The sequence below is a fragment of the Leptolyngbya sp. KIOST-1 genome, from assembly GCF_000763385.1.
GTDB lineage: Bacteria > Cyanobacteriota > Cyanobacteriia > Phormidesmidales > Phormidesmidaceae > Nodosilinea.
In genome coordinates this window covers 3,039,049-3,064,973 of record NZ_JQFA01000002.1, presented here as the reverse complement: position 1 = coordinate 3,064,973, position 25,925 = coordinate 3,039,049, and the positions used below count along the sequence as shown (strand labels likewise).

Here is a 25,925-nt window from a genome sequence, read left to right as displayed (position 1 = left end):
CATGCTGCCTGAAGATCAAAAACGAATCTTGGGGTATTTCATCGAAGAAGCCAAGGATCACCTCAACACCATTGAGCAGGGGTTGCTCAATCTGGTCGCCACCGTCGAAGACGCTGAGATGATGAACGAGGTGTTTCGGGCAGCTCACTCGGTGAAAGGCGGGGCGGCCATGCTGGGGCTAAACAGCATTCAGCGCACCAGCCACCGTATGGAGGACTTCTTCAAGGTCATGAAGGAGTCGCCCGTGCGCCCCGATCGCGACCTGGAAACCATGCTGCTGCAAATTTTCGACGGTCTCCAGGAGCAGCTGGAGCAGTTGCAGAGTCCCTTTGGCCTCACCAATGATCAGGCCCAGGAGATCATGGCTCCGCTGGAGCCGATCTTTGTGCAGGCGGAGGCCCACCTGGAATCGCTGGTAGCAGCCGCGCCCGCCGCGCCCGCCGCGCCGCCACCGCGTCCGGCGGTGATAGCTGCCACGGTCCATCCCGAAACCAGTGCCCTGCAGCTGGTCTTTCGTAGCGATATTCCGGCCCTGCTGCGGGATATGTTGGCCACCTTTAAGCAGCCGGACAACAGCACGTCGCGCCAGACCCTAGGGCGGATCTGTCAGCGGCTGCACAGCATTGGCGAACAGTTTGAGCTGGCCCAGTGGTGCACCCTAACGCGGATGGTGGGGGGGGCGATCGCCAACCCAGAGCAGACCTACCGCACCCTGGCCCCGGTTGTGATTAAAGATTTGAAGCAGGCCCAGGATCAGGTGCTGGCTGGGGTTGCCCATCAGGTGGAAGGCTCAGCCACCCTGGCAGCTCTGCTGCCTCAGCCGGCCATCAGCGACGACTCTACCCTCGATGCCCTGCTGGCTGAGGCCCTCAACGAGGATGCCAGCGAGCCTGACCTGGCCGATCTGTTTGCCGCTGCTGAGGAGGGTGACGATGACCTGGCTCTGGCTGATGCCGCCGATTGGCTCGACGATCTGACCCTAGATACCGCTGACAACGCGGTCGATACCAGTCTGGAGTCGGTGTTTGAGGCGATCGATATCGCTGGGCCTGCCGCCGAACCCGCTGGTTCTCAGGCCGTTGCCGGCAATGTTGGCCCCGAGGTCGGTGCTGCCGAACTCAACAGCCTGGCCGATCTGTTTGAAGGAGCACCGGATAGCCTGAACGATCTCTGGGAGGAAGAGGAGGCGGGCGATGTTTCCCTGGAGGATCTCGATTTTGACGAGGCCAGCCCCGCCGCCGGTGTAGACCCTGAGTTTGCCGATCTGCTCAGCGATGACGGCGCCACCGCCGGTGGGACTGAGGGAGCTGAGGTCAGCGCCAACGAGGCCCTCGATGATATGGCCAGCCTGTTCGGCTACGATCTCGATGCTGGGCCTGGGGATGAGGCAACAGCGGCTAATGCTCCCAAGCCCCCGAGTCTTGAGTCCCAAAACCAGGAGCCCTCAGCGACTCCAGGGGAGAGCCCCGCCCTCTTTGAGGATCCCTTTGGTGATCTTCTGGTTGAAACCCCTGGCGCTGGCGGAGAGCCGTCTGCCCTCGGGACGGAGGCCATGGACGATCCCCTGGCCGACTTCCTCGACGATGGCCCTTCGTTGTCGACGGCGATCGAGACATCCCTGGAGGGTGACGACTTTTTTGAGGTTGACAGCACCGACGGTGTCGCCGAGACCTCAGCCACTACCGATGAGGTAGATAGCTTCTTTGACGCCGTTGGCAGCGGCGATTTCATTGAGGACGACGATGCTCAAACCATGCCTGAGCTTCACCTGGAGCTCGATCACGAGGGGGTGAGCAGCGGTACCCCGCCTAACAGTAACGGGCTCTTTGCCAGTCCGGACGCAGATCTATGGTTGGCTGAGCGCAGTGATGCCAGTCCGGCGGCTGAATTCGATAGCCTGTTTGGAGAATCTGAGCCTGAACTAGCTGAACCTGAGCCATCTGAGCCCGAGTCAACCGCTCCCCTCGGCTCAGACGATCCCTTCGACGACCCGTTTGGGGAACTCAGCCTCGGTGACAGCGCCCTGGAGCTATCGCTCGAGCACCTATCTGAATCGGAGACCGCTGCAGAGCTATCGTTTACGGAAACTCAGGCGGATCTTGGCTTTGACGTTCCCGTAAACGACGCCGAAGAGGTCACCGCCGCTGGGGCAGGCGACCAGGATGACGACGATGACTTTGCCGATTTAGAAAGCTTGCTGGACGATCAGGGGGCCGCGGCTGACCCCTTTGCTGAGCTAGAGGACGACCTCAACGCCAGTACCCCAAGCCTAAATGGAGAAGGACTGGGCGAATTTTTCGCCATGGACGAGAGTCGCAATGGCGATACGCCTCCCGACCTGGTCCCAGTGGAAACCAGTCAGGATGATGACGATAGCGACTTTGGCGATTTAGAAGCGCTGCTGGGCGAGGAAACCCTGGGGTACAGCCCTGACACCAACGGGCAGGTGGGCAGTCCCTCCAGCCCGGCTGACTCAGTGGCCAGTCGGCCCCCGCAGGGCGTGGACGACGACGAGTTTGGTGACCTGGAGAAGCTGCTGGAGGAAGCCGACCAGTTAGGTGGAACGGCCCCGACGGTGGGGGGACGGCGCGCCGCATCGACCCAGGCGGCCCGGCGATCGCCTCGCCGCACCGCTAGCACCACGGATCAGACCATGCGGGTTTCGGTGGGCCACCTGGATACCCTCAGTAACCTGGTGGGCGAACTGGTGGTCAACCGCAACTCCCTGGAGCAAGACCAGGAGCGGCTGCGCCAGTTCCTCGACAACTTGCTGAACCAGGTTTCGCAACTCAACGACGTGGGTCAGCGGATGCGTGATCTGTACGAGCGATCGCTGCTGGAAAGCTCCCTGATCGCCAACCGTCAGGCCTTTGCCCTGGGGGTTTCCTCCTCCGACCGAGGGGGCAGCAGCCACGCCACCGGGGCCACCTTCGACGCCCTGGAGATGGACCGCTTCACCGGGTTCCACACCCTGTCTCAGGAAATGATCGAGCTGATCGTGCGGGTGCGGGAGGCGTCGTCGGACATTGAGTTCACCATCGACTCCACCGATCAGATCGCCCGGCAGTTTCGCCAGGTGACCACCCAGCTCCAGGAGGGCCTCAACAAGGCTCGCATGGTGCCCTTTGGCCAAACCGCCGATCGCCTGCCCCGGGCCGTGCGCGATATCTCGCTCCACTGCGGCAAAGAGGCCCAACTGGTGGTCGAAGGTCGTGACACCCTGATCGACAAAATGATTCTGGAGCGGCTCTACGATCCCATGACCCACCTGGTCAACAACGCCATTACCCATGGCATCGAGTCGCCGGAGGAGCGCCTCGCCAACGGCAAAGGCCGCGAGGGCACGATCACCGTGCGGGCCTTCTACCAGGGCAACCAGACCGTGATCTACATTGCCGATAACGGTGGCGGCATCAACCCGACGGTGGTCAAGGCCAAGGCGCTCAAGCAGGGGCTGATTACCCCCGCCGAAGCCCAGACCATGAGTGAACTTGAGGTTTACGACCTCCTATTTCTGCCGGGCTTTAGCACCCGCGACCAGGCCGACGACTTCTCGGGCCGGGGCGTGGGCATGGACGTGGTGCGTACGGCCCTGGCCGACATTCGCGGCTCGATTACGATTGAGTCAGAGGTGGGCAAGGGCACTAGCTTTACCATTCGACTACCCCTCACCCTTAGCATTACCAAAGCACTCAGCTGCGTCAACAACCAGGCCCGCATTGCCTTCCCCATGGACGGCGTCGAAGATATGTTCGACGTGCCTAAGGAGCGCATTCAGACCGATGATCAGGGGCATTCCTGCATCCTCTGGCGCGACACGCTGCTGCCCTTCCGGCCCCTGGGCGAGCTGCTGCGCTTTAACCGCAGTCTGGGACGGGGTCGGGTCTACGGCGGTCCCCAGGACGAAGATGTGGTCTCGATGGTGGTGTTACGCAGCGCCAGTACGTTCATTGCCCTCCAGGTCGACCAGGTGATTGGCGAGCAGGAGATTGTAATTAAGCAGCTGGAGGGGCCGGTGCCTAAGCCCATCGGCATCGCCGGGGCCACGGTGCTGGGGGATGGGCGGGTGATGCCCATTGCCGATGTGCTGGAGCTGATCGACCTGGCCAGCGGTCGCCTGCGCCGGGATGCCTCGACCTCGCTGTGGACGCAGACGGTGGAGGAAGAGCCGGTGGAGGCGGTGGCTCAAACCGATCCGACGGTGCTAATTGTGGATGACTCGATTACGGTGCGCGAGCTGCTGTCCATGAGCTTCAACAAGGTGGGTTACCGGGTGGAGCAGGCCCGCGACGGCCAGGAAGCCTGGGAAAAACTGCGCTCTGGCCTGCCCTGCGACCTGGTCTTCTGCGACATTGAAATGCCTCGCATGGACGGCCTGGAGCTGCTTTCGCGGCTGCAAAAAGACAGCGGCCTGAGCAAGATTCCGATCGCGATGCTGACCTCTCGCGGGGCCGATCGCCACCGTCAGATGGCCGTCGACCTGGGGGCCAAGGGCTACTTTACCAAGCCCTACCTGGAGGAAATGCTGCTGGATGCCGCCCAGCGCATGCTCAAGGGCGAGAACATGATTCGGCAAAAGACAGAGGAACCTGCCTCCTAGGGATCTTGGGCTTAGGTGAGGTTGGCGAAGTAGAAGCCAAAGGGCGGCAGCTCCAGAATGTCGTGGTAGCTGCGATCGCTGACGCCCATATTCTCTATGGGTTCGCCGGGGGGAATTTCGGCGCGATCGCAGTAGACGGTGGCAGGGCTGAGGTTAAACAGACACAGCAACCGCTGCTGATCGCAGGTTCGCACAAACCCCAGCAGTTCGTCCTCAGACAAGCTCAACAGCGATAAATCGCCCTGCCGGAGGGCGGGCTGCTGGTTGCGCCAGCGAATTAGCCGCCGATACTTCTGTAGCAGCGAGGTCGGATCGGCCTCCTGCACATCGACAGCATAGGCCTGGTGATCAGATGGGATAGGCAACCAGGGCTCTGCGGCTTTAGTAAAACCAGCGGCAGGGGCATCTTTGTGCCAGGGCATGGGGGTGCGAGAGCCGTCGCGGCCCAGCACGTGGGGATAACCCTGCAAGCCAAAGGGATCCTTCATTTTTTCGTAGGGAATCTCGGCCTGGGTGAGGCCCAGCTCGTCGCCCTGGTAGAGGCAGCAGCAGCCTCGCAGCGAGGTGATCAGGGCGGCAAACATGTGGTCGAAGGCGTCCTGCAAAAAGGTCTCACTGGGCTGGTACTTGCTCCAGCGGCTTTTGAGCCGGGGAAAGTCATGGGTGCCCGCCGTCCAGCAGATCACCCCGTCGGTAAACAGCGACTCGACCCGCTCAATTAGCTGAGTCAGCCGCTGCACCGTCAGGGGTTCGTCGGTCATCAGCGAGGAGTTGTAGGCGGTGTGTAGCCGCTCGGTGCCGCTGACGTAGGCGCTGGAGGTGAGCAGGGCGTCTTCGGTACTGCTGATTTCGGCCAGGGCGATCGCACCATAGCGATCGAGCAGCTGCCGAATAGGCTTCAGCAGCTCCAGGGTAGAGGGCTGATCGAGGTTGTGCAGGTTGAGCTGAGTAAAAAATGGATCCGAGGTTGTCGCCCCTGCTGGGCGGGGCATCCCGGCAGGCCGCGGGGGGTTGTCTTGCAGACTGCGATCGTGGGTAAAGAAGTTCACCACGTCCAGCCGAAAGCCATCGACGCCCAGGTCGAGCCAGAACCGGGCGGTGTCCAAAATGGCCTCCACCACTGCCGGGTTGTACCAGTTCAAGTCGGGCTGGCTGTCTAGAAAGTTGTGCAGGTAGTACTGCTGCCGCTGGGGTTCCCAAGCCCAGGCGCTGCCGCCAAAGGTGGAAAGCCAGTTATTGGGTGCGGTACCATCGGGCCTGGGGTCGGCCCACACGTACCAGTCGGCCTTGGGATTGTCGCGGCTGGTGCGGCTTTCCTCAAACCAGGGATGTTCGTCAGAGGTGTGGTTCCACACCTGGTCAATCAGCACGCGCAGGTTGCGATCGTGGGCGGCCTCCAGCACAGCTTTGAAATCGTCCAGGGTGCCAAAAATCGGGTCCACGGCCCGGTAGTCAGAAATGTCGTAGCCAAAGTCGCGCATGGGCGACTTAAAAAAGGGCGAGATCCACAGAGCATCGACATTGAGACTGGCAACATAGTCGATGTGGCTCAGAATGCCGGGCAGATCGCCAATGCCGTCTCCGTTTCCATCCGCAAAGCTGCGCGGGTAGATTTGGTAAATGATGGCACTGCGCCACCAGTCAGGCTGAGAAGGCATAGCATCAAAGATCTAACAACAAAAACAAACCTTTAAACCCCAAACCAGCGTACAAATTGGGCGATCGCGAGCTAGAAACAGGTCAATCGCAGGGGACGGGCACCTGGACAATTGGTTGGGCCGGCCGCCGCTGGGGAGCACAACATGTTCAAAAGACCGATTCAATGGGCTCATAGGCGGCGGAGAATCTAACGGTCATTGGCAATGGCCTCTTCCCTCCTGCTCTCTAGTACATCTTTTGCGGTGCCGCTGTTGGCGGGGGGGGTGCTGGGCTGCAAATTGCCAAAGAAATAGCCGTAGCCCCGCAGCCGCAACATGTCGCCATTGCGCTTGGCCGCTTCATCGACCCCCGAAGTCGTCACACAGGGCAGCATCTCGTCTGGCAAATCAAAATGGGCTGTCTCGGGACTCAGGTTAAAGATACACAACAGCCGCTGCTGGGGCGCTTCGCGAATAAAGGCGAGCAGCGGAGCCTCGGTGTTGAGAATCTGGCAGTTGCCCTGCATCAGGGCCGGTTGCTGCCGTCGCCAGTGCAGCAGTCGCCGCCAGGCATTCAGCAGAGAGCTGGGGTCTTCGTTCTGGGCATCTACCGCCCGAGGCCGATGGCTATCGGGGACCGGCAGCCAGGTATTTTCATGGCTGGAGAACCCCGCACTGACAGCGGCAGCCTGCCAGGGCATGGGGGTGCGAGAGCCATCGCGGCCCACCACATCGGGGTAGAGCGCCTTGCCAAAGGGATCCTGAATTTGGCTTTCGGGAATGTCCTCGGGAATGCGGGCTTCGTTGAGGCCCAGTTCGTCGCCCTGGTAGAGGCAGAGGGCTCCCGGCATGGCGACCAGCATGGCGGCCATCTGGTGGTAGAAGGTTTCGGGATAGGGCGTGCCCTCGCCATCGTGCCCTGCCCAGCGGCTGCGCAGGCGACCGTAGTCGTGGTTGCCCACCATCCAACAGTTGCCGCCACCCTGAAAGTGCTTTTCAACTTTTTCCAGGGTGGAGCGCATCAGGTCGGCACTGATGGGTTCGTCGACCAGCAGAGCACTGTTGTAGGCCAGATGGGCCCGATGCTTGCCCTTGACATACTCACTCGACAGTTCAATCGAGTCTTCGCAGAGGGTGACCTCGGCCAGGGTAGCGGTGCTGGGATACTGATCCACCAGCTCTCGCACGGGCCTCAGCACATCGAGGGCTTCAGGGCGACAAAAGCTGTTCTCGAACATCAGCTTGGCCATCGGGTTTTTGGGGTCGATGCCGTCGGGACGGGGCGCATCGTCGGCTCGCACCCGCTCGTCGCGCAGTTCAGGGTCGTGGAGAAAGAAGTTGGGCGCATCGATGCGAAAGCCATCTACGCCCCGGTCCAGCCAAAACTTGGCCCGCTCCAGGATGGCCTCTACCACCTCAGGGTTGCTCCAGTTGAGCTTGGGCTGGCTGCGCAAGAAGTGGAAGAGATAGTACTGCTCACGCTTGGGTTCCCAGGCCCAGGCCGAGTCTCCGTTGAAGGCGGAGAGCCAGTTGTTTGGGGGTGAGCCGTCGGGCTTGGGGTCGGCCCAGACGTACCAGTCGGCCTTGGGGTTGTCGCGGTCCTGACTGCTTTCTAAAAACCAGAAGTGGCGATCGGAAGTGTGCCCCCAGACCTGGTCGACAATCATTCGCAGCCCCCGAGCGTGGGTAAGGGCCAGCAGTTTATCAAAGACATCCAGGTCGCCAATCACCGGGTCGATGTCGAGCATGTCGGTGATGTCGTAGCCCAAATCGTCCATGGGCGACTCGTAGATAGGCGTCAGCCAGATAGCGTCTACCCCCAGGGCAGAGATATAGTCGAGCTTGTCAATAATGCCGTTGAGGTTGCCGCGGCCATCGCCATCGGTGTCTAAAAAGCTCCAGGGCACGATCTGATAGATAACGGCGTTTTGCCACCATTCGATGGTTTGCATGGGGTAATTCCTTGGCGTCTTGTGGTGTAGGGTGCCGGAGGGACGCGACCTGAGTAACGAATCGAAGACAATGAATCGACACAAAAATAGAGCGCTGTGCCATCAGCACGGGTTTCTTTATTCTCCCCAGGGAACTTTGGGAAAGTATCCGCCAGAGGATTGAGGCCCGATCTCTCTGGCGAAGGAATTAACCCCAGGCGTCAATAGCCCGGATCCAGCAGGGTTAGGGCGATCGCCCCTACAGACCGACGGTTCAGGGTAGGATCGTAGGTATCTTGAGCAGTGTGGGGCTATGACCGTAGCGGAGCGATCGCGCATTGACTGGGCACCGATAATCGACGCGTTTGCCGCTGCCCTGGGGCGCGATCGCGTGGTGCGGCGCAAAGAAGAGATTCTGGTCTACGAGTGCGACGGCCTGACCAGCTATCGCCAGCGCCCCGCCGTGGTGGTGCTGCCCAAAACCACCGAGCAGGTGGCAACGGCGGTGAAAATTTGCCACCGCTTCCAGGTGCCCTTTGTGGCGCGGGGGGCAGGGACGGGCCTCTCGGGTGGGGCACTACCGATCGAAGACTCGGTGCTGATTGTCACCGCCACAATGAACCAGATTCTGGCGATCGATCTGGACAACCAGCGGGTAACCGTGCAGCCGGGGGTAATCAACAACTGGGTCACCCAGGCCGTCAGCGGCGCGGGCTTTTACTACGCCCCCGACCCCTCCAGCCAGTCGGTGTGCTCGGTGGGTGGCAACGTGGCGGAAAATTCGGGCGGCGTGCACTGCCTCAAGTACGGCGTCACCACCAACCACGTGCTGGGGCTGAAAGTCGTGCTGCCCACGGGCGACATTGTAGAGATTGGCGGCGAGGTGGCTGAAACTCCTGGCTACGACCTCTGCGGCCTGTTTGTGGGCTCTGAAGGCACCCTGGGCATTGCCACCGAAATTACCCTGCGCATTCTCAAAGCGCCCCAGGCGGTGCAGGTGCTGCTGGCCGACTTTATCTCGGTGGAGGCGGCGGGGGAAGCCGTGTCGGCCATCACCAGCGCGGGCATTATTCCGGCTGGGATGGAAATGATGGACAACTTCAGCCTCAACGCCGTGGAAGACGTGGTCGCCACCAACTGCTACCCCCGCGACGCGGCGGCGATTCTGCTGATTGAGATCGACGGGCTACCGGCGGAGGTGGCGGCGACAGGCGATCGCATTGCCGAGCTGTGCCGCCAAAACGGGGCGCGCACCATCACCGTGGCCACCGACCCCGAGGAGCGGCTGCGGCTGTGGAAAGGGCGCAAGGCCGCCTTTGCCGCCATGGGCAAACTCAGCCCCGACTACTACGTGCAGGACGGCGTGATTCCGCGCACCCAGCTGCCCTACGTGCTGGCGGAAATCGAGCGGCTGGGGGACCAGCACGGCTACCGGGTGGCCAATGTGTTCCACGCGGGCGACGGCAACCTGCACCCGCTGATTCTCTACAACAACGCCATTCCCGGCCAGCTGGAGCAGGTGGAAGAGCTGGGCGGCGATATTCTTAAGCTGTGCGTGCGGGTGGGGGGCAGCATTTCGGGCGAGCACGGCATTGGGGCCGACAAGCGCTGCTACATGCCCGACATGTTTTCTCCCACGGATCTGGAAACCATGGGCTGGGTGCGGCAGGCCTTTGACCCGGAGCGACTGGCCAACCCCACCAAGCTGCTGCCCTCCCCTCGCACCTGCGGCGAAGCGGCCCGTAGCAGCGCGGCGGCGACCTTACCCGAGGTGGAGCGGTTTTAGGGGGCGTCACAAAACCCGTGGCCCAACAATGGGGTACGATCAGCATCGGCTTTTCATTACCGCTGCCATGACTGCCCGCATTGAGCTGACCGCCGCTGCCCCGCACCAGACCATGACCCTGGAGTTCCCCGCCGATGGCGTAACGCTGACGGGCCGGGTGCGGGTGCCGGGGGACAAGTCGATTTCCCACCGGGCGCTGATGCTGGGGGCGATCGCCAGCGGTGAAACCCGCATTCAGGGCCTGCTGCTGGGCGAGGACCCCCGCAGTACCGCCGCCTGCTTCCAGGCTATGGGTGTCACCCTGTCCTCGCTAGAAGATGAGTGGGTGACGGTGCAGGGAGTGGGCTTAGGAAATCTTCGGGAACCCGCCGATGTGCTCAACGCGGGCAATTCGGGCACCACCCTGCGGCTGATGCTGGGGCTGCTGGCCTCCCACCCCGCTCGCTACTTTGCCGTCACGGGCGACGGTTCCCTGCGATCGCGCCCCATGGACCGCGTGATCAAGCCCCTGACTCAGATGGGGGCCGAGATCTGGGGTCGCCAGAACAATCGCCTGGCCCCCCTGGCTGTGCGGGGGCAGAGGCTCAAACCTATCCACTATCACTCTCCCGTCGCTTCGGCCCAGGTCAAATCCTGCCTGTTGCTGGCCGGGCTGATGACCGAAGGCGACACCACCGTCACCGAGCCCAGCCTGTCGCGGGACCACAGCGAGCGCATGCTGCGGGCCTTCGGTGCCAATATCCTGGTGGAACCTGACACCTGTAGCGCCACGGTGCGCGGCCCGGCCACCCTCACTGGACAGACCGTTGTAGTGCCGGGGGACATCAGCTCGGCGGCCTTTTGGCTGGTGGCCGGGGCGATTACCCCCGGCGCTGACCTGGTGGTGGAGAACGTGGGCATCAACCCCACCCGCACCGGTATTCTCGCTGCTCTCCAGACCATGGAGGCCGACATCACCCTGGAAAACCGGCGCGAGGTCACCGGGGAACCCGTGGCCGACCTGCGGGTGCGCCACAGCCGCCTCAAGGGGGCCAGCTTTAGCGGCGACCTGATTCCCCGCATGATCGATGAAATTCCGGTGCTGGCGGTGGCGGCCCTATTTGCCGAGGGCACCACGACCATTGCCGATGCGGCAGAGCTACGGGTCAAGGAGTGCGATCGCATTGCCGTGATGGCGAGCCAACTCAGCCGCCTGGGGGCCCGGATCGATGAACAGCCTGAGGGGCTGGAAATCTATGGTGGCACCCCACTTAGCGGGGCCACGGTGGACAGCTACAATGACCACCGGGTGGCCATGAGCCTGGCGATCGCGGCCCTGCGAACCCAGGGCCCTCTGCACATTCAGCGGGCTGAGGCCGCCGCCGTTTCCTATCCTGGCTTTGCCACCACCCTGGCCCAGCTTTGCGGTTTGGGCCAATTCCATCCCCGAACCATGACTTAGGGTGTGGGTCTGGGCACACTCTAACCAGGCCCAGAGGCCGAGCCCCAGAGGCAATCTGAGGGCTTGACGTTTAAAAAAATGATGTGGCACCGTTGAAAAACTTTGTCAATAGCCTCACCACTTATATGGCCCTCAGCCCTGATATGGTGGCCCGCCAGCGGGTCAATCAGTGGCTGCGATCGCGCCGCTGCCTCACCTGCGACGAGTGGTTTCTCTACCACTGGACTCCGCCTGCGGTGCCCCGCCCCCTGCCCAAACCGCTGATCGATTTTACCTTTCACCATCTCCACGCCTACTCTGGCCTCGACATCGGCTGCGTTCAGCCCAAAGATCACCTGGTTAACGACCTCGAGTTTCCGGCGGTGTGCTGGTTTGACTGGAGTTTGACCCTGTGCGAAGACTTTTACACCGCCTTTGGCCTCGACATCAGCGAAGACTTCGACGAAACTCAGTTCTTCACCGTGGCGGACCTGATCGGGTTCTTGCAGCAGCAGCTTGCGCAGCCAGAGACCGCGTCGGACTAGAGTCCCTATCCATAACCCGGTAAAGTGGGAGAGTAGCCTACGATGCGCCTCGGGAAGCGCAAGGAAGCCCCCATGAGCCTGAAAGATCGCATCAGCGACGACATCAAAACCGCCATGAAGGCCAAAGACAAAGTGCGCCTGGAGACGGTTCGCAGCATTAAAAAAGTCATTCTCGAAAAAGAAACCCTGGTGCGCCCCAGTGGCCAGGACGAACTCACCCCCGAGCAGGAGCTAGAGGTGCTGACCCAGCTGGCCAAGCAGCGCAAAGACTCCGTCGAGCAGTACCAGAAAGCAGGGCGTGAGGATCTGGCGGCTCAGGAGGCGCAAGAGCTGGAGATTATCTCGGAGTACCTGCCCCAGCAGCTCAGCGATGCCGAAGTAGAGGCCATCATCGACGACCTGATTGCCAAAACCGGAGCCGCATCGCCCAGGGACATGGGCAAGGTTATGGGGCCGGCTATGCAGCAGCTCAAGGGCCGCGCCGATGGGGGCCAGGTTCAGGCCCTGGTGAAGGCTAAATTGGGAGGCTAACGCACCGACTGGAGCTGGGTGCGCACCTCGCATAGGTGGGCTTCGTCAACAATCAAGTGTTCTTCGTAGTTGCGTTGCCACACCGACTGCCCCACCTGATTGAGGCGGAGGTTGATGCGCTTGGCTGCTGCGGCCTTAAAGCTGGCAATAAATGACGACAGCAGCCAGGGTTTCTGGCTGCTGTGGCCCGTCATTCCGCCCGCCAGACCGACGGCGGCAGTGGTCGGCATATCCAAAAAGACGATGCTCTGCAGGCGATTGGGAGTAATGCTCCACGCATCGATGGCAATGCCCTTGCGGCTGGCCGCCGATCGCACCCACTCGTCAGCCACAATCAGACCGCAGTCGTTGAGCCGTAGGTTGCCCTGGTCGTAGGTCCCCAGTAAGGGCTGCTGCTGAAAGGTCGAGAGCCCAATCAAGTAGGCTTTAGGGGCGGTGGAATCGGTCAAAGTGTCTGCCCTCGGCGCGACTACGGTATGGGCGTGACTGAGTAAGGTCATAACGGCTAAACCACGAATGCACCAGTACCCTATAGTCTGCCCAGGTGCTCTGGGTCAGCCACCAGCACTGGCGAAGAAGTTAGCTAGGCTACAGGTTTACATGCCGTCGGCAAAGGCGGTGATGAGCTTGTCGAGGTAGCCATTGACCAACTGGGCAGACTCGGGGGAGAGGGTGGTCACAATTTCGGTTTGGAGGCTGCGGTAGGCGGCGATCGCGGAGTCTTCTTTGTGGAGGGCGCGGGTAATGTTCTGCATCCACACCACGTACTCTTCCATAAAGCCATCGGCGTTATCCAGCAGAATGGCTTTGGAAATGCACTCCAGGGTGTACAACATGTCGCGCTGACACTTGCTGCCGTGCTCTTCTACGGCGGCCCGGTGGCTGACTATGAGACGCCGCAGGGCTTTAAGCACGAGGGCTTCCCCTTCCGCTTTGAGCTCGGTGTAGGTCTTGAAGCGCGAGTCAAAGGAGGTGACGAACTGAGCCAGAGGGCGGAGTTCTAAATCGCTCAGGTACCGGCCGTCAGACTGTTGGAGGGAAGCAAGCAAAGCGTTGTTCATAGCAGTGGGAAGGGCTCTAGCGCAAGCACAGGGTGTAGCTTACTTTGCCCAGATTGTTGCAATTAGTAACGCATGCCGATCGCAACCCCTGCCGGAGCAGAATGGCTAGTTCTCCTTCGCGGGAGGATCGGGACGGTTGATAATGTCATCGATGACATTGTCAACGGCAACGGTAAGGCTGTAGGGAATAGACGCGTCGGCCCTGGATACCACGACCACCTCGTAGTAGCCCGACTGGGGCAGCTCCCCGGCCCAGGTGTTTTGATCGGCATCGGCCAGAATGTGGGGCAGGGTGTCGCTGGGCACCGGCACGTAGACCGACAGCCGGGTGCTGTTGGGCGGGGCCTGGAGGTTGAGGCGCAGCAGCTGTCCGGCACTGAGGTTGAGGATGTAAACCTGGCCCTGACCGGGGCTGAGGGTACCCTGCTGCTGCTGGTTCAGGCTGCCCTGCTCAAAGCTAATTTCGGCCAGGTTCGTACCCTGCTCCAGGGCGTTGACCTGATCCTGGGCCAGGGCAAACCAGATTTGATCGACCGGGGTTTCCACAAAGCCCTCGCTGACCCGACCTGGAAACAGGTGGCTAAAGCGGGCATCGGCCAGATCGTAGAGGGCGGCGCTGCTGACAAAGAGGGCGTTGACCTGGCGTTTCCAGCGATCGCTGTCGGTGGGATTGTAGCGGCCCAGCCGCCCGCGCGCCTCGGTGCTGAGGTTGGCCTCCACCAGATCCAGATTGTTGGCTGCGATCGCGTCCCACTCGGCCCGCAGGGGCGCGTCTTCGGGCTGGGCGGTGAGCTGAGTGCCCTGGCGATTGGGGTTTTGCTCAAAGAAAAGCTGGTCGGTCAGCGCGGTGAGATAGCTCCAGTCAACGCCCAGGTTGGTGGCGCGATCGCGCAGGGCCTGCTTGCGATCGCGCTCGGCCTCGCTCAGGTTGGGGTTGCTGGCGTCGCTACCGCCGGGGGAAACCACCTCAGAGCCCCCGCCGAACTGGCTCAGGGGGTCGAGCCACCACCACAGCCCCCCCGCCAGCCCGACCGTCAGCAGCAGCCCTGCCAGGGCGGGCCAACACCCCGACGAGGTTTTTTGCACCGGCACCGCTCGCGGCGGCGGGGCCACAGTGGCCGTGGGGTCGTAGGCCATCGGGGGCGAGTAGGGGCGGGGCGGGGCTACCGTCACCGTGGGTTCTGGCGGTGGCGGCGGCACGGCGGGCTGCATCCGGATCGGCATGGGCTGGGCCCAGGCGGCGGAGAGGGGGTCGGGGTGGGCCAGGTTGAGGGCGGCCAGAGCCTGCCCCGCCGAGGGGTAGCGGTCTGCCGGGTTTTGGGCCACCAGGCGGGTCAGCACCTGGCCCAGGGTATCGGATAGCTCAACTTGCTCGGGCCAACTCCAGCGATCGCGGCGATCGTCGTAGAGGGCCGCTGGATCCTTGCCGGTCAGCAACACCAGGGCCGTGACCCCCAGTGCGTAGAGATCGCTGGCGGGGCTGACCTGGCCCGACTGGAGCTGTTCGTCGGGGGCGTAGCCCACCGTGCCCAGCCGGGTCACAGTGCCATCGGTGGCCTGGTAGGGCTGGGCCACCCCGAGCTGGTAGCGCACATTGACCACCAACTGCTTTACACCGCCAAAGTCGATCAGCACCGGTCGGCCGTCGGCGTTGCGCTGAATTAGGTTGTCGGGGGAAATATCGCGGTGCACAATGCCGATGCTGTGCAGGTACTGTAGCAGCGGCAGGGTCTGCATCAAAAACTGCACCACTTCGGCTTCGCTAAAGCGACCCTCGTAGGCGCGACGGCGATCGAGCAGCTCTCGGTAGGTGGGGCCTTCGACGTAGTCCTGCACCAAAAACAGCCGCCCCTCATCCCGCAGCAGCTCCCGAAATCGGGGCACCTGGGGGTGGTTGATCTGGTAGAGAATGCTGGCCTCGCGCTCAAACAGGGTTTGGGCTTTGTCGAGGGCCAGCTTGCCCGGCACCTGGGGGTTAAACTCCTTCAGCACGCAGAGTTCCTGAAACCGATGGGTGTCCTCCGCCAGGTAGGTGTCGCCAAAGCTGCCCTGGCTGAGCTGCCGCAGCACCCGATAGTGCCCCCCAAGCAACCGTTCTCCCTGTCCTGTTTCAGCCATAGCCGCGTACTGCCAAACTCGTTAGGAATGCAATCCAAGTCTAGACCCGGATTTTACCTGTAGGACAACTCTAAACCCCAGCTGGACTTGGTACAGCGCTACGCGCGATCCATCTGTCACAGATTAGCGTAAACCCGAGCTACTTCTTTAGCTCAAATCTGCGCTGTCACTGTGGAAAATCTGGGGAGAATTTGGATAGGGGCAAACGGCCGTTTGCTCCTACGAGAGGCATTGAATTTTTGATCTATACCTGTGTTCAGCAACGTTCACTGTCAAATCAGGACGCGATCGCTGCTCCGCACAGCGGTACTAGAGCACCAGTTCAGTATGGCTGCGATCTCGAATCTGCCACCGCAAGGTCTACAGATCCCTACAGATTCCTTGGCAGAACAGAGGTTTAAACCGATGATCAATCACTCCTTTCCGTCGGGTCCAGGGCGGCGGAACGCCCCTGGTCGAGGGGGGTCTGGGGCCAGCGACATGGCCCCAGTAGCACCTTGGGCTTACCGCCGCAGTTGTGGCTCGCATGCCCCTAGCCTCCCTGCAAAACAAATTCTGTACCGACGCTCTAAGCGGCCTGCCGCAACCAGGTCTGGCGCAGCTGGGCGATCGCCACTTCCTTGTGCTTGGCCTCCACCTCAATCCAGGGGGCCTGGCGATAGCTGGTGGGCATGGCGGCAATCAGGTCGCTGTGGCGGGGGTCGTGCAGCGCCTCGCGCCCGTTGGAAATGTGCACCAGCTGCCAGGTGGGCTCCGGCCAGGTGGTGCGGGCCGCCGCCAGCATCTGCCCCACGCTGGGGTGGTCATAACTGTCCAGCCGTTCGTGTACCAGGTGGTGGTGGGCGTCAAACACCAGGGGTACGCGGGTGGCCTGGCAGATGTCGAGCAGGGCGGCGGTGCTGTAGGTGTGCTCGTCGTTTTCAAGGGTGAGGCGCGATCGCACTTGATCGGGCAGATCGCCAATCACCTGAATCAGCCGCTCGGCGCGATCGCCCTTGCCGCCGTGAATATTCATCGCCGCCCAGGGCGACTGGGGCAGCCCCATCAGGTCAAACCAGCGGGCCTGGGCGCTCAAAATAGTGATGCTGTTGGCAATCACCGCTGGTTTGTCGGAGTTGAGCACCACAAACTGATCGGGGTGCAGCACCAGGCGAAGGCCGGTGGTTTGGGCGCGATCGCCCACCTGGCGGAGAGCCTCGCCAAATTCCGCCAGAATGCGATCGCCCAGGGCCGTATCGGAAAACGGAAACAGGCTGGAAATCAGGCGGTAGAGCTGAATCTGATGGTCCTCGCAAAAGGTGATGGCCAGATTGAGTCGCCGCAGGTTCTCGCCGTAGAGCGATCGCAGCGCCTCGGTCTGAGCCGCCTCGTCCAGCTGCAGCAGTCGCTTGCGGGTCATGGTCTTGAAGCGCACCTCAGGTGAGGTGGTAATGCAGACCAGACCCAGCTTGGGCACATCGGCGGTTGTCTGAGGTTTGGCTAACGTTTGGATCATGGGTAGGGGCGCAGGGCCTGCGCTCTCGGTGGGTAACGACGGTTAATGGGGGTCTCTAAATTCAAAATTGCCTAAATTCAAAATGGCTGGGGTCAAAATTGCCTGGGGCAAACAGCGTTTGCCCCTATAGAGGTTCGGTGGGTAATCAGGTCCAGTAGAGGATTTTGGCCTGGGGAAAGCGCTGGGCGATCGCCTGCTCAAAAAAGCGCCGCAGCGCTTGCATCGTGTCCTTGTCGTAGACGTACTTGATGCCGCCAAACTTGTTGCGTTTGGTGGTGCGGTTGGCCTCATCGAGATCCAGCTTGCTGTTGGGGTACCACTGTTGCAGCACCTCCTTGGAGCCGGGGGTAAACCGATGAGAAATCAGTTCAAAGGTGAGGTCGCAGTCAAAGTCGAGGGCAGCGGCGGCCTCGTCCAGCAGTTGGGTATACTCGTCACGCCAGTTTTCCAACGGCATGATGGGAGCCACCACAAAGCCCACAGGGTAGCCGCCGCCGCCCTGCTCAACCGGCAGAGCCAGCTTGCGAATCGCCTCTAGCCGCTGGGCTACCGACGCAGTGCCGCCCTCCAAAAAGCGCGACACCGAGGCAGCGTTGATGCTAAAGCGGCAGCGGGTGTGGCCGTGGTGGGGCAGATTTAGCAAATCATCCACATTGTCGAACTTCGACACCCAGCGCAGGTACCCCTGCTGGCGGGTGCCAAAGTAGCGAATGCACTCCGCCAGGCTGCCGGTGAGGTGCTCAATGCCGAGAGGGTCGGTGTAGCAGCTCACTTCGTAGGTGGTGGGCTGATTGGGCCGCTCGTACTGGGCCAGGTTGTCGAGAATTTGGGGCAGGTTGGCATAGACGCGAATGACCGGCGGCCCCTGCAAGCTCCCGGCCAGGTAGCAGTACTGGCAGTGGGCCGGACACCCCTGGGCCAGGTGAAACTGCCAGTCTGCCGAAGGCGGAATGGGGGTGAGCTTGAGCTGGCTGGCCGGAGCTGTAACCACCGCCAGGGTGCGTTTGGAGATGGCGTAGGTTTCGCGCTCGGTTTCGCCGCGCAGCCCGGCAAGGCGGTTGTGCTTCAGGTACTCGATGGGTAAGTCTAGCGCCTGTACCCGCTGAAGAATTCGCTGGCCCCAGGGTTCGTCCAGGGCCGCAGGGGTAAACAGCACCTGCTCTGGCATCCACCGTTGGTGGCGATAGGCGGTGGCGACCGGAGCGGGCTGGGTGGTAGGAAGCGTGGGGGCGGTGGCGATCGCAGAATCAGTCAAATTAGCCAAATTGGTAGTTGGAATGCAGCAGCTACTCTCACTCTGACAAGCCATTCGAGCCGTGAAATCCTCTACCAGGCGTGGATTGCCCCACTAATGCGGACGTATTTCCGCCGCTACAGTCCGCCCTCGGGCCGGTCAGCAACGGCAACCGTGGCTGCACCCAGTCCGCCGTTGCCATGACAAGCCTGAAAGACCTGACCGAACAAGGTCAGGGCCCCCGACTCAACCTGGCGTAAAAGCGTGAAATGGTCAGCGGTTGCTGCTAGGCTGCTGCTCAGCACCCAACCGTATGGATTGCATGATCAGGTTCAATGCCAGGTATTTCTTTCTAGCCCTTTTGCTCTTTTGGGTCGAGACCGCGATCGCCATATTTCTAGACGATCGCATCATTCGTCCCCTGGTTGGCGATGTACTGGTTATTCCGTTGATTTACTGTCTGATCAAAGCCTTTTGGCCAGTGCGTCCCCGCTCGACCGTCTTACTCGTTTTTGCATTGGCCTGTTTGATTGAAGGGTTGCAGTACCTCAAACTGGTCGATCGCCTGGGGGTGCGAGACAATCGGCTGTTGGCTACAGTCCTTGGCACCACCTTTGATGGAAAAGATATTTTGGCCTACGCGATCGGTGCTGCTCTAGTCCTGCTGGTGGAACATCGACGTGCGGGTGCTCAAAAAGTGTAGGGCTGGACCTCTGTTCGGGGCTGGGCTGGAGAAACCGCAGGCGATCGCCGCTACGCTAGCCCTACCGCGCTAGGGCCCTATCGCGCCGGGGCCCTAGCGCGTCAGGAGAAATTTGGACTTAAGCTAGATTGACGGGCCTTTGGTGCGCCGAGGACAAACTTCAACCATGCTTGAAAAGCCGCAAACCCCGCTGACCGGCAGCAACGGTCGCCCCGTTGTTTCCCTCCACCGCGCTATTCTCAGCCGGGGGAGCTACTTTTGCCTGCTCAGTTTGGGCAGCACCGGCAGCATTCTCAGCATTGGCAGCACCGGCAGCATCCTCAGTATCGGCAGCGCCGGGAGTATTTTGAGCATCGGCAGCGTGGGCAGCATTTTGAGCGTTGGCAGCGTCGGGAGTGTACTGTCGGTGCTGAGCCTGGACAGCATTCTCAGCCTCTTGCAGTTTTGGGCGGTTCGTCAACGGTGACTGTCCCAGCGTTCCCTCCCCCTTAAATGAAATGCTGAACTTGAAATCCATCTCCCGATTCCCATCCGGTCACCCTGTCGGGAGAACGGTCCTTTGCCCTGGGGAATTGGAGGTGGCCAGCAGTATTTCGTATAACTCTGGAGCCCAGCCTGCAATTTTCGGCTCTCAGTGGGTAGCCTGTCTCCATAGATCCGCCACCTTTTTCTTCCCTCGCCATGCTACCTGTGGGCTCCCGTCCGAAACCTAAACATCGTCGCCGCCTGGTGATCGCCCTAATTGTGGGAGGGTTACTGGTGACGGGCTTTCCGTTTTTGGTGGTGGGTGGTCTGCTGGCCAAAACCAACTGGGATGAGTGGCAACACTGCCGCGGCTACACCCAGTTCAGCCCCACCCTTTGGAACGACCCCACGCTAAGCGCAGAGCCAGCCTACGTTCGCCTCTGCATGGTGGATAACCTGCTGGCAAAATACCTGCTGCTGGGAAGGTCCCAGGCTGGGGTGATCGAGCTGTTGGGGCCACCGGAACCCCAGACCGGCTTTGCTGACTACGACATGGTGTATGTGCTGGGACCAGAGCGCAAATTTATCAGTATCGACTACGAATGGCTGGTGATCAAACTCGATGCCGCGGGCCATGTAAGCGAAGCAAGGCTTGTAACTGATTAGCCTGTGCTATAGCCATCGCTATAATCACGACTAGACAGTAAAAGTCCTGGCTCAACTACCCCGAAGAACCAGGACTCTTGAGCAGCGGAGAGTCTCCATCCGTCTCAAGGTTAGGAGCTGGCAAAAGCGCGATCGTAGGGAGCCCTTCACCACCTCAAAATATTTTTAATTTTCTTCTGTAGGGTGGGCATTGCCCCCCCGAAAACCATGGCCTTTACTAATAAATCGTGGTAATAATCTCTGTCTCTTTGAAGCAGAAAACCCGGAGAGCGGGGTGGATTCTGACAGTCTGATCAAACCCACCCCTGCCCCTCTAGGGGGATTGTGATCCGGGGGTGTAGGGTGGGCACTGCCCACCCTACGGGGATTAGGAATCCCGGATTAGCCAAAACGACTGGAGGTCGAGGCTATGAGGAACGCGGCGTAGGTGAGAATGTAGCCCACGGTGAAGTGAGCCAGACCCACCACACGACCCTGAATGATCGACATGGCAACGGGCTTGTCCTTCCAGCGAACCAGGTTCGCCAGGGGAGTGCGCTCGTGGGCCCAGACCAGAGTTTCGATTAGCTCTTGCCAGTAGCCCCGCCAGGAGATCAAGAACATGAAGCCCGTTGCCCAGACCAGGTGCCCAAAGAGGAACATCCAGGCCCAAACCGCGAGGTTATTCATGCCGTAGGGGTTGTAGCCGTTGATCAGCTGCGACGAGTTAAGCCACAGGTAATCGCGGAACCAGCCCATCAGGTAGGTGGAGTTTTCGTTGAACTGAGCCACGTTGCCCGACCACAGCGCCAGATGCTTCCAGTGCCAGTAGAAGGTAACCCAACCAATGGTGTTGAGCATCCAGAACATGGCCAGGTAGAAGGAATCCCACGCGGAGATGTCGCAGGTGCCGCCACGGCCAGGGCCGTCGCAGGGGAAGCTATAGCCGAAGTCCTTCTTGTCGGGCATCAGCTTGGAGCCACGGGCATCCAGGGCACCCTTGACCAGGATCAGGGTGGTGGTGTGCAGACCCAGGGCGATCGCATGGTGAACCAGGAAGTCACCAGGGCCGATATTCAAAAACAGCGAGTTAGTGCTGCTGTTAATGGCATCGAGCCAGCCGCCGAGCCATACGTTGCCGTGGTTAGGCCAGGCCGTAGTGGCAATGCTGTCCGGGTTGGATAGGAGAGTATCCATACCGTAGAGCAACTTGCCGTGGGCAGCCTGCACCCACTGGGCAAACACAGGCTCAACCAGAATTTGCTTCTCGGGGGTGCCAAAGGCGACCACCACGTCGTTGTGGACGTACAGACCCAGGGTGTGGAAGCCCAGGAATAGCGAGACCCAGCTCAGGTGCGAGATCAGCGCCTCCTTATGCTCCAGCATGCGGTAAAGCACGTTGTTGTGGTTGGCCTTTGGATCGTAGTCGCGCACCAGGAAGATGGCGCCGTGGGCAAAGGCCCCCACCATGATGAAGCCAGCGATGTACTGGTGGTGGGTATAGAGCGCCGCCTGGGTGGTGTAGTCCTTGGCGATAAAGGCGTAGGACGGCAGCGAGTACATGTGCTGCGCCACCAGCGATGTCACCACCCCCAGACAGGCCAGGTGCCAACCCAGCTGGAAGTGCAGCGAGTTGTTGTAGGTGTCGTAAATACCCTTGTGACCTTCGCCAATCCAGCCACCAAAGGGAGTGCCTTCGGGCGGGCGGTGGGCGTTCATGATGGTCTTCATGTCGTGGCCAATACCGAAGTTAGTCCGGTACATGTGGCCCGCCACGATGAACAGCACCGCGATCGCCAGGTGGTGGTGAGCAATATCCGTCAGCCACAGCGCGTCGGTCTGGGGATGGAACCCACCCAGGAAGGTGAGAATCGCCGTCCCGGCTCCGTCGCTGCTGTTGAAGATATGGTTGGGGGTGTCAGGGTTCTGGGCGTAAACTCCCCACTGGCCAGTGAAGAACGGCTTCAGCCCTTCCGGGTGAGGCCGCACCGACAGGAAGTTGTCCCAGCCCACGTGCTGCCCCCGAGCCTCGGGAATCGCTACGTGAATCAGGTGTCCCGCCCAGGCCAGGGAGCTGACTCCAAACAGACCGGCCAGGTGGTGGTTCAGGCGCGACTCAGCGTTCTTGAACCAGGCCAGACTGGGGCGGAACTTGGGCTGCAGGTGCAGCCAGCCGGCAAACAGAAACACCGCCGCCAGAATCAGCAGGAACATCGCCCCGCCATAGAGGTCGGCGTTGGTGCGCATGCCGATGGTGTACCACCACTGGTACACCCCAGAAAATGAAATATTAACCGGATAGGTAGCCCCCGCCTGGGTGAAGGCATCCACGGCGGGTTGGCCAAATTGCGGATCCCAAATCGCGTGGGCGATGGGACGCGTGCCCAGCGGGTCTTTCACCCACTGCTCAAAGTTGCCTTGCCAGGCGACATGGAACAGGTTGCCCGAAGTCCACAGAAAGATGATTGCCAGGTGGCCAAAGTGGGAGGCGAAGATCTTTTGGTAAAGATTCTCCTCCGTCATGCCGTCGTGGCTTTCAAAGTCGTGGGCGGTGGCAATCCCGTACCAGATCCGCCGTGTGGTCGGATCGGCAGCCAGGTCCTGGCTAAATTTAGGGAATTTAGTTGCCATGAATCAAAACAGGTTTGCTGTACGAATGGGTCAGAAAACACAATTCGCCGATATTCGGTGGTTGGGGTTGTGGTGTAGGAGCACAGCATGCTGCGCCCCTACTGGGATCCCATGACCAAACGGGTCATCCCACCGAAATGATTCGAGCCAGGAAGAAGGCCCAGGTGGTGGCAATCCCCCCGAGGAGGTAGTGGGCCACACCCACAGCCCGACCCTGAGTGATGCTCAGCGCCCGAGGCTGGATGGCCGGAGCCACCTTCAGCTTGCTGTGCGCCCAGACGATGGACTCAATCAGCTCCTGCCAGTAGCCACGACCGCTGAACAGGAACATCAGACTGAAGGCCCAGACAAAGTGAGCGCCCAGGAACATCAGGCCGTAGGCCGACAGCGCCGAGCCGTAGGAGCCAATCACCTGCGAGGCCTGAGCCCACAGGAAGTCCCGCAGCCAGCCGTTGATGGTGATGGCACTGGCCGCAAAGTTGCCGCCCGTGATGTGGCTCACCGTACCGTCGGGGCTCACCGTCCCCCAGATGTCCGACTGCATCTTCCAGCTGAAGTGGAAAATCACAATCGATAGGGAGTTGTACATCCAGAACAGGCCGAGGAACACGTGGTCCCAACCCGATACCTGGCAGGTGCCGCCCCGACCGGGACCGTCGCAGGGGAACCGGAAGCCCAGTTCACCTTTGTCGGGAATCAGGCGGGAGCTGCGGGCGAACAGCACGCCCTTGAGCAGAATCAGCACCGTCACGTGGATGGTGAAGGCATGGATGTGGTGCACCATGAAGTCGGCGGTGCCGAGGGCCATGGGCATCATCGCCACTTTGCCTGCGACTGCAACTCCGGTTCCCCCAAACACAGGGCTAACGCTAGCCAGCGCGTTGGGGGCGGTATTGCCAGCAGCGGCCGCATGGAACCCTTGCACCCACTGGGCAAAGATCGGCTGCAGCTGAATGGCGGTATCCGAGAACATGTCCTGGGGACGGCCCAGGGCGCGCATGGTGTCGTTGTGGATGTACAGACCAAAGCTGTGGAAGCCGAGGAAAATACACACCCAGTTCAGGTGCGAGATGATCGCATCACGGTGGCGCAATACGCGATCTAGGTTGTTGTTGACATGTACCGAGGGCTCGTAATCACGCACCATGAAGATGGCGGCGTGAGCACCGGCTCCCACAATCAAGAAGCCGCCAATCCACATGTGGTGGGTAAACAGCGACAGCTGAGTGGGGTAGTCGGTGGCCAGGTACGGGTAGGGCGGCATGGCGTACATGTGATGCGCCACGATGATGGAGAGGGATCCCACCCAGGCCAGGTTCCACGCCAGCTGGGCATGCCAGGAGGTCGTGAAAATTTCGTACATACCCTTGTGACCTTCGCCAGTGAAGGGACCTTTGTGAGCCTCCAGCACCTCTTTGAAACTATGGCCAATGCCCCAGTTGGTGCGGTAGAAATGCCCCGCCACAATGAAGAGCACTGCTAGCGCCAGGTGGTGGTGGGCTGTATCCGACAGCCACAGGCCACCGGTCACGGGGTTCAAGCCGCCCTTGAAGGTGAGGAAGTCAGCGTACACGTTCCAGTTCAGGGTGAAGAATGGCTTCAAACCCTCCGCAAAGCTGGGGTACATCTCAGCCATCAAGGCCTTATTGAGGATCCACTCGTGGGGCAACGGTATGGCCCCTATCGAATCGATCACTCGACCGCCAATGGTTAGGGGACGACCGGCATCGATCGCATCCATGCAGGCGTTGATGGGCAGCGACACGTGGATTTGCTGCCCAGCGTAGCCCAGGCAACCCAGCCCGAGCAGCCCGGCCAGGTGGTGGTTCATCATCGATTCCACGTTCTGGAACCACTCCAGCTTGGGAGCGCGCTTGTGGTAGTGGAACCAGCCTGCAAACAGCATCAGGCCAGCCATCACCAGCGCCCCAATGGCGGTGCAGTAAAGCTGGAAGCTGTTGGTAATGCCGTTGGCGCGCCACCACTGGAACAACCCAGAAGTGATCTGAATACCGTTGAAGCCACCGCCCACGTCGGCATTCAGGATCTCTTGACCGAAGATCGGCCAAACCACCTGGGCGCTGGGCTTAATGCCGGTGGGGTTGGTCAGCCAAGCTTCATAGTTCGAAAACTTAGCGCCGTGGAAATACATGCCACTGAGCCAAACAAAGATGACGGCTAAGTGACCGAAGTGAGCGCTGAAGATTTTGCGGGAAATATCTTCTAAATCGCTGGTGTGACTGTCAAAGTCGTGGGCATCGGCGTGCAGGTTCCAAATCCAGGTGGTGGTTTTGGGCCCCTTGGCCAACGTGCGGTCGAAATGACCTGGCTTGCCCCATCGCTCAAATGAGACTGGCACCGGGTCTTTATCAACCACGACCCTGACTTTTTGTCCCGGTTCAGGGGGACTTATGGTCATGGGACTCTCCTCTCTTCTACTCGAAAATACAGAGCGGATAAAGGCGCTTCCTATGTATAGGCAGAGATAACCTGAGTCGATAGAAAGCTTAAATAAGCTGTATCAGGGAGTTCAGGCTGTCCCAAATACTTACAGTTCCATTAGAGAACCAATGGAACTGCTTTGAATTGGGGATCAGCCAACAGCAGCCACTCTTCAACAGGGGATAGGCCAGCCTGAACCTGAGCTCAGACGGCCCCAATACCCTGAGAAAACGGCAGGTTAAGTAACAAACTACAGAATCACCGTCGTTCTTGGTAAGCGAAATTTTCACAAGTTAATAACTCTGGAAAAATTAAAATAGATCCTCTCTAGGCTCGCTATTGAGGGCTTTGGGCGGCTATATTTTCTTTGAATGAGGAAAATTTGGGGCGAAAAAGTGGGGTGGAGAAGGCACAGATCGGGAGCGGCAGTGCCCTATCCTTCAAAGTTTTTGGGGTTTGTAAAACTTTTTAAGCATTAAGCAAGTAGGAGTGGTTGCTGAAAGTCCTGAGCCGGGGCTCGAGATCGTGGCGGCCCAGGGTGCGTTGGTCAGTGGATCCTGATCGTTTATCGGTAGGGCTGGGTTTTGGGCCTGGATCTAGGGCTGAATCTCCACAAGACTGAGGCTTGCGGTGTATTTAGGGGTGGAGAGGGTCTATCTGGTTATACCCAGGCTGCGGGTA

The 25,925-nt window shown here is 60.5% G+C and carries 17 protein-coding genes; 8 read left to right on the top strand and 9 right to left on the bottom strand.

The features are described from left to right. The first annotated feature begins 1 nt into the window (after nucleotide 1). Complete coding sequence (locus tag NF78_RS13535) at nucleotides 2-4,600, top strand: response regulator (protein ID WP_035987126.1); 4,599 nt, start codon at nucleotides 2-4, stop codon at nucleotides 4,598-4,600. A gap of 11 nt (nucleotides 4,601-4,611) precedes the next feature. Here NF78_RS13535 and NF78_RS13530 read toward each other — a convergent pair whose 3' ends face one another. Next, nucleotides 4,612-6,258 carry an alpha-glucosidase family protein gene (locus NF78_RS13530; protein WP_035987124.1) on the bottom strand — a complete coding sequence of 549 codons (1,647 nt, stop codon included), beginning with the start codon at nucleotides 6,256-6,258 and terminating at the stop codon, nucleotides 4,612-4,614. 188 nt (nucleotides 6,259-6,446) lie between these two features. After that, nucleotides 6,447-8,189, bottom strand: coding sequence for an alpha-glucosidase (locus NF78_RS13525; protein WP_035987121.1), 1,743 nt, complete (start codon nucleotides 8,187-8,189; stop codon nucleotides 6,447-6,449). Between the two features lie 292 nt (nucleotides 8,190-8,481). On the opposite strand from NF78_RS13525, the gene glcD reads away from it, so the two are divergent. The 4 genes from glcD (at nucleotide 8,482) to NF78_RS13505 (ending at nucleotide 12,450) form a co-directional block, all read left to right on the top strand. Next, nucleotides 8,482-9,954, top strand: a complete 1,473-nt coding sequence (glcD, locus tag NF78_RS13520; RefSeq protein ID WP_035987119.1) for a glycolate oxidase subunit GlcD — start codon at nucleotides 8,482-8,484, stop codon at nucleotides 9,952-9,954. Between the two features lie 67 nt (nucleotides 9,955-10,021). After that, complete coding sequence (gene aroA / locus NF78_RS13515) at nucleotides 10,022-11,395, top strand: 3-phosphoshikimate 1-carboxyvinyltransferase (RefSeq protein WP_035989697.1); 1,374 nt, start codon at nucleotides 10,022-10,024, stop codon at nucleotides 11,393-11,395. A gap of 83 nt (nucleotides 11,396-11,478) precedes the next feature. Beyond that, on the top strand, nucleotides 11,479-11,919 hold the full coding sequence (locus NF78_RS13510) for a hypothetical protein (RefSeq protein WP_035987117.1): 441 nt from the start codon (nucleotides 11,479-11,481) through the stop codon (nucleotides 11,917-11,919). Nucleotides 11,920-11,991: 72 nt separating this feature from the next. Beyond that, nucleotides 11,992-12,450: a GatB/YqeY domain-containing protein gene (locus NF78_RS13505; RefSeq protein WP_035989694.1), complete on the top strand. Its 459-nt coding sequence runs from the start codon at nucleotides 11,992-11,994 to the stop codon at nucleotides 12,448-12,450. Here NF78_RS13505 and NF78_RS13500 read toward each other — a convergent pair. From NF78_RS13500 to NF78_RS13480, 5 genes are all read right to left on the bottom strand, one after another. Continuing rightward, a complete protein-coding gene (locus NF78_RS13500) occupies nucleotides 12,447-12,950 on the bottom strand; it encodes a transposase (RefSeq protein ID WP_156119759.1) in 504 nt (167 codons plus the stop codon). The genes NF78_RS13505 and NF78_RS13500 overlap by 4 nt on opposite strands. Nucleotides 12,951-13,046: 96 nt before the next feature. Next, nucleotides 13,047-13,511 carry a hypothetical protein gene (locus tag NF78_RS13495; RefSeq protein ID WP_035987115.1) on the bottom strand — a complete coding sequence of 155 codons (465 nt, stop codon included), beginning with the start codon at nucleotides 13,509-13,511 and terminating at the stop codon, nucleotides 13,047-13,049. A gap of 105 nt (nucleotides 13,512-13,616) precedes the next feature. After that, entirely contained in the window at nucleotides 13,617-15,629 is a 2,013-nt protein-coding gene (locus tag NF78_RS13490) for a serine/threonine-protein kinase (RefSeq protein WP_052050373.1), read from the bottom strand. A gap of 568 nt (nucleotides 15,630-16,197) precedes the next feature. Then, nucleotides 16,198-17,124 (bottom strand): UV DNA damage repair endonuclease UvsE, encoded by a 927-nt coding sequence (gene uvsE, locus NF78_RS13485; RefSeq protein WP_035987113.1) that lies wholly within the window; start codon nucleotides 17,122-17,124, stop codon nucleotides 16,198-16,200. A 145-nt stretch (nucleotides 17,125-17,269) separates the two neighbouring features. After that, nucleotides 17,270-18,388, bottom strand: coding sequence for a spore photoproduct lyase family protein (locus tag NF78_RS13480; RefSeq protein WP_263970595.1), 1,119 nt, complete (start codon nucleotides 18,386-18,388; stop codon nucleotides 17,270-17,272). Nucleotides 18,389-18,719: 331 nt separating this feature from the next. Between NF78_RS13480 and NF78_RS13475 the strand changes: the two genes are divergently transcribed. The 3 genes from NF78_RS13475 (at nucleotide 18,720) to NF78_RS28255 (ending at nucleotide 20,192) form a co-directional block, all read left to right on the top strand. Beyond that, nucleotides 18,720-19,061: a DUF2809 domain-containing protein gene (locus NF78_RS13475; RefSeq protein ID WP_225885294.1), complete on the top strand. Its 342-nt coding sequence runs from the start codon at nucleotides 18,720-18,722 to the stop codon at nucleotides 19,059-19,061. 166 nt (nucleotides 19,062-19,227) lie between these two features. Next, nucleotides 19,228-19,527, top strand: coding sequence for a hypothetical protein (locus NF78_RS13470; protein ID WP_052050367.1), 300 nt, complete (start codon nucleotides 19,228-19,230; stop codon nucleotides 19,525-19,527). 215 nt (nucleotides 19,528-19,742) lie between these two features. Then, nucleotides 19,743-20,192 carry a hypothetical protein gene (locus tag NF78_RS28255; RefSeq protein ID WP_156119758.1) on the top strand — a complete coding sequence of 150 codons (450 nt, stop codon included), beginning with the start codon at nucleotides 19,743-19,745 and terminating at the stop codon, nucleotides 20,190-20,192. A gap of 381 nt (nucleotides 20,193-20,573) precedes the next feature. On the opposite strand, the gene psaB is transcribed toward NF78_RS28255, so the two are convergent. Both psaB and psaA read right to left on the bottom strand, forming a co-directional pair. Next, complete coding sequence (gene psaB / locus NF78_RS13460) at nucleotides 20,574-22,802, bottom strand: photosystem I core protein PsaB (RefSeq protein ID WP_035987108.1); 2,229 nt, start codon at nucleotides 22,800-22,802, stop codon at nucleotides 20,574-20,576. A 124-nt stretch (nucleotides 22,803-22,926) separates the two neighbouring features. Beyond that, complete coding sequence (gene psaA, locus NF78_RS13455; protein ID WP_035987106.1) at nucleotides 22,927-25,221, bottom strand: photosystem I core protein PsaA; 2,295 nt, start codon at nucleotides 25,219-25,221, stop codon at nucleotides 22,927-22,929. Nucleotides 25,222-25,925 lie beyond the last annotated feature (704 nt).

Excerpts from the sequence above, each read along its gene's own strand:
- NF78_RS13535 (WP_035987126.1), top strand. The coding sequence starts at position 2 with ATGCTGCCTGAAGATCAAAAACGAATCTTGGGGTATTTCATCGAAGAA.
- NF78_RS13530 (WP_035987124.1), bottom strand. The coding sequence starts at position 6,258 with ATGCCTTCTCAGCCTGACTGGTGGCGCAGTGCCATCATTTACCAAATC.
- NF78_RS13525 (WP_035987121.1), bottom strand. The coding sequence starts at position 8,189 with ATGCAAACCATCGAATGGTGGCAAAACGCCGTTATCTATCAGATCGTG.
- glcD (WP_035987119.1), top strand. The coding sequence starts at position 8,482 with ATGACCGTAGCGGAGCGATCGCGCATTGACTGGGCACCGATAATCGAC.
- aroA (WP_035989697.1), top strand. The coding sequence starts at position 10,022 with ATGACTGCCCGCATTGAGCTGACCGCCGCTGCCCCGCACCAGACCATG.
- NF78_RS13505 (WP_035989694.1), top strand. The coding sequence starts at position 11,992 with ATGAGCCTGAAAGATCGCATCAGCGACGACATCAAAACCGCCATGAAG.
- NF78_RS13500 (WP_156119759.1), bottom strand. The coding sequence starts at position 12,950 with ATGACCTTACTCAGTCACGCCCATACCGTAGTCGCGCCGAGGGCAGAC.
- NF78_RS13495 (WP_035987115.1), bottom strand. The coding sequence starts at position 13,511 with ATGAACAACGCTTTGCTTGCTTCCCTCCAACAGTCTGACGGCCGGTAC.
- NF78_RS13490 (WP_052050373.1), bottom strand. The coding sequence starts at position 15,629 with ATGGCTGAAACAGGACAGGGAGAACGGTTGCTTGGGGGGCACTATCGG.
- uvsE (WP_035987113.1), bottom strand. The coding sequence starts at position 17,124 with ATGATCCAAACGTTAGCCAAACCTCAGACAACCGCCGATGTGCCCAAG.
- NF78_RS13470 (WP_052050367.1), top strand. The coding sequence starts at position 19,228 with ATGCTTGAAAAGCCGCAAACCCCGCTGACCGGCAGCAACGGTCGCCCC.
- NF78_RS28255 (WP_156119758.1), top strand. The coding sequence starts at position 19,743 with ATGCTACCTGTGGGCTCCCGTCCGAAACCTAAACATCGTCGCCGCCTG.
- psaB (WP_035987108.1), bottom strand. The coding sequence starts at position 22,802 with ATGGCAACTAAATTCCCTAAATTTAGCCAGGACCTGGCTGCCGATCCG.
- psaA (WP_035987106.1), bottom strand. The coding sequence starts at position 25,221 with ATGACCATAAGTCCCCCTGAACCGGGACAAAAAGTCAGGGTCGTGGTT.